Consider the following 3,575-nt stretch of genomic DNA (forward strand, 5'->3'; position numbering starts at 1 on the left):
GCCAGCCGGCGCTGGGTGGCCGGCGCCCGCCGCCTCGTGTGGTGCAACGCCGGGGAGCTGCTCGCGCCGGCGGCGGACCGGGTGGCCGGCGCGCACGACGACTCCCTCGTGGTGCTGCTGCTGTGCTGCCACCCCGCGCTGCCGGAGCCGTCGCGGGTGGCGCTGACGCTGCGGGCGGTGGGCGGGCTGAGCACGGCGCAGGTGGCGCGGGGCCTGCTGGTGCCGGAGGCGACGGCGGCGCAGCGGATCAGCCGGGCCAAGGCGCGGTTGCGGCAGCTGGGGGCGCCGTTCGCCGCGCCGTCGGCCGCGGAGCTGCCGGAGCGGGTGCACAGCGCGCTGCACGTCCTGCACCTCGTCTTCACCGAGGGGCACCTGAGCACGGCGGGGGGCGGGTTGCAGGACGTCTCCCTCACCGCGGAGGCGATCCGGCTGACCCGGCTGCTGCACGCGCGGCTGCCGGCGGTGGGGGAGGTGGCCGGGGCGCTGGCGCTGATGCTGCTCACCGACGCCCGGCGGGACGCCCGCACGGGTCCGGACGGCTCGCTGGTCCCGCTGGCGGAGCAGGACCGCTCCCGCTGGGACCGGGCGGCGATCGCGGAGGGGGTGGCCCTGGTGGAGGCGGCGCTGCCGGCCGGGCCGGTGGGCCCGTTCCAGCTGCAGGCGGCGATCGCGGCCGTGCACGCCGAGGCCGCGCGGGCGCAGGACACCGACTGGGCGCAGGTCGAGGTGCTCTACGGGATGCTGCACGAGGTGGCACCCGGGCCCGTCGTGACGCTGAACCGCGCGGTGGCCGTCGCGGAGGTGCGGGGTGCGGGGGCCGGGCTCGACGTGCTGGCCCCGCTGCTCGCCGACCCGCGGCTGCGGCACCACCACCGGCTGCACGCGGTGCACGCGCACCTGCTGGAGCTGGACGGCCGGGGTGCTGAGGCCGGGGCGGCCTACGCCCTGGCGGCCCGGCTGGCGACGAGCGTGCCCGAGCAGCGCCACCTCACCGCCCGGGCGGCGCGAGGCGCCCCGTCGCGCCGTGGGGCTGCGCCGTGAGGGGGCGTCGCCGGGTGGTCCACGACGTGCGCGGGCGGGAGGGGCCCGGCGTCGTGACGAGACGGGCCCTGCTCGTCGGCGGCGCGGTGGCGGGGCCGCTGTTCATCGCCGTCGCGCTGGTCCAGGGCGCCGTGCGCCCCGGCTACGAGCCGTTGCGCCACCCCGTCAGCTCCCTGGCCCTGGGGCCCGGTGGCGCGGTGCAGGTGGTGAACTTCCTGGTGACCGGCGCCCTGTACGCGGGGCTCGCCGTCGGCCTGGCGCGGGCGCCGCGGCCCGCGGGGACCTCGCGCGCCCGTGCCGTGCTCATCGGTGCGGCGGGGGTCGGCCTGATCGGTGCGGGTGCCTTCCGCACCGACCCGGTCGGCGGGTACCCGCCCGGTGCACCGGACGCGCTCGCCGGGTACAGCACCGCCGGTGCGCTGCACGACGCCTTCTCCGTCCCCGTGTTCCTCGCCGTCCCGGCGGCGGCGCTGCTGCACGCACGTGCTCGCCGGCGCGAGGGGGACGGCGGGTGGGCGGTGGCGTCGGCCGGTTGCGGCCTGGTGGTGCTCGCGGGGTTCGGTGCGGCCAGCGCCGGCTTCGGCCAGCACCCGGCGCTGGTGGACGTCGCCGGCCTGGTGCAGCGCCTCTCGCTCACCGCGGGTTTCGGCTGGCTCAGCGCCCTCGCCGTGCAGGCGCTGCGGCAGCCCGCTTCGAACGTCCCACGCTGATGAGCGGGCGACGAGCGGCTGGGTGCAGGGATTCCCGACCCGTGCGATGTCGAACGCCTCGGGGCCGAGGGGCGGGCGCCGCTAGGTTGCATCCGTGATCATTTGGATCAACGGTGCCTTCGGGGTCGGCAAGAGCACGACCGCCTGCGAGGTGCTGTCGCGGTTGCCCGACGCGGGTGTCTTCGACCCCGAACGGTGGGGATGGGTGCTGAAGCGGACCGTGGGCCTGTTCCGCCCGGGCGACTACCAGGACCTGGAGTCGTGGCGTGCCGTGACGATCGCCACCGCCGCTCGACGTGCGCGCCCTGGGCGGCACCTCGTCGTCCCGATGAGCGTGCTGAACACCGAGCACCTGGTCGGGATCCTGCAAGGCCTGCGGCGGCGAGGGCGCGAGGTCCTGCACGTCACCCTGCACGCTTCCAGCGCCGAGCTGGAAGAGCGCATCGCCGCGGACGCCGACGACATCGACGCCCGGGCCTGGCGCACCGGGCAGCTCGCCCGGTACGAGGCCGCAGCGGCGGCCCTGGGCGATCTGGGGCCAGTGGTGCACACCGACGGGCTTCGTCCGCAGGAGGTCGCCGACGCCGTCGTGGCGCTCGCGCTGCGACGTCAGCCGATGCCCGAGGGCGCGCTCGTGACCTCAGCTCGCGCTCGGTGGCACTCCTGCCTCGCCCTGCCTGACCGCATCCGACCGCGGCGAGGTCCTTGACGCCTACGGCTAATACAATTAGCTTTTTGGCTATGACTACTAGCCAAGAGGTGCGGTGGCTGCCGCGGCCCGGTGGGCGGCTGGCGTTCGACGTCTCCGGCGAGGGGCCCCTCGTCGTCTGCGTGCCCGGCATGGGTGACGTGCGGCAGACCTTCCGCCACCTCGTGCCGCCGCTCGTGGCGGCCGGGTACCGGGTGGCGACCCTCGACCTGCGCGGCCACGGCGCCTCCGACGCCGGCTTCGACCGCCACGACGTGCCCGCGCTGGCCTCCGACGTCGCCGCGCTGCTCGACGAGCTCGGTGGCGGCCCCGCGGTGCTCGTCGGTTCCTCGATGGGCGCTTCGGCGGCGGCGCTGCTGGCGGCGCAGGCCCCGGAGCGGGTGCGCGCCCTCGTGCTGGTCGGGCCGTTCCTGCGGGACGGCGGCGTACCGCGCTGGAAGGCGCTGCTGATGCGGGCGGCCACCGCCCGGCCGTGGGCGGTGCCGGTGTGGCGGGCGTGGCTGCCGCGGCTCTACGCCGGCCGGGTGCCCGCCGATCACGCGGAGTTCCTCGCCGCGCTGCACGCCTCGTTCCGCCGGCCCGGGCACGCCGTGGCGTTCGCCCGCACCACCCGCAGCTCCCACGCGGGCACCGAGGCGCGGCTGGGGGACGTGCGGGCGCCGGCGCTGCTCGTCGTCGGCCGCCTCGACCCGGACTTCCCCGACCCCGCGGCGGAAGCGGCGTGGGCCGCGCAGGCCCTGGGCGGGCGGGTGGTCCTCGTCGAGGAGGCCGGGCACTACCCGGCGGCGCAGCGTCCCGACGTCGTCGTGCCCGCGGTGCGGGAGTTCCTGCACGAGGTGGCCGCGCGTGCCTAGGGCGGGGTTGTCCCGCGAGGTGGTGGTCGCCGAGGCGGGGCGCCTCGCCGACGAGGTGGGCCTGGACCGGCTGACGCTGGCCGCGCTGGCCACCCGCCTGGGGGTGAAGCTGCCGAGCCTCTACAAGCACGTCGCCGGGCTCGACGCCCTGCACGACCACGTGGCCGCGGCCGCCGGGCGGGCGCTGGCCGCCGAGCTCGGCGCGGCCGCGGTGGGCCGCTCCCGGGAGGAGGCGCTGCTCGCGCTGGCGCACGCCTACCG

Annotated in this window: 4 protein-coding genes and 1 pseudogene; all 5 read left to right on the plus strand. The window is 77.5% G+C overall.

The genetic code is table 11. The features are described 5' to 3' along the window. Nucleotides 1–1,041, plus strand: a 1,041-nt coding sequence (locus ABEB16_RS20040) for an RNA polymerase sigma factor (RefSeq protein WP_345713960.1), incomplete at its 5' end; no start/stop codon positions are given. A 53-nt stretch (nt 1,042–1,094) separates the two neighbouring features. Then, entirely contained in the window at nt 1,095–1,751 is a 657-nt protein-coding gene (locus ABEB16_RS20045) for a DUF998 domain-containing protein (protein ID WP_345713961.1), read from the plus strand. Between the two features lie 94 nt (nt 1,752–1,845). After that, a complete protein-coding gene (locus ABEB16_RS20050; protein ID WP_345713962.1) occupies nt 1,846–2,460 on the plus strand; it encodes an AAA family ATPase in 615 nt (204 codons plus the stop codon). A 32-nt stretch (nt 2,461–2,492) separates the two neighbouring features. Continuing rightward, nucleotides 2,493–3,314, plus strand: coding sequence for an alpha/beta fold hydrolase (locus ABEB16_RS20055; RefSeq protein WP_345713963.1), 822 nt, complete (start codon nt 2,493–2,495; stop codon nt 3,312–3,314). Continuing rightward, nucleotides 3,307–3,575: pseudogene (locus tag ABEB16_RS20060) on the plus strand (TetR/AcrR family transcriptional regulator); the annotation flags it as partial. The gene ABEB16_RS20055 and the pseudogene ABEB16_RS20060, both read left to right, overlap by 8 nt.

It is taken from the genome of Kineococcus glutinatus (genome assembly GCF_039542765.1).
Taxonomy (GTDB): Bacteria; Actinomycetota; Actinomycetes; order Actinomycetales; family Kineococcaceae; genus Kineococcus_A; species Kineococcus_A glutinatus.

Excerpts from the sequence above, each read along its gene's own strand:
- ABEB16_RS20055 (WP_345713963.1), top strand. The coding sequence starts at position 2,493 with ATGACTACTAGCCAAGAGGTGCGGTGGCTGCCGCGGCCCGGTGGGCGG.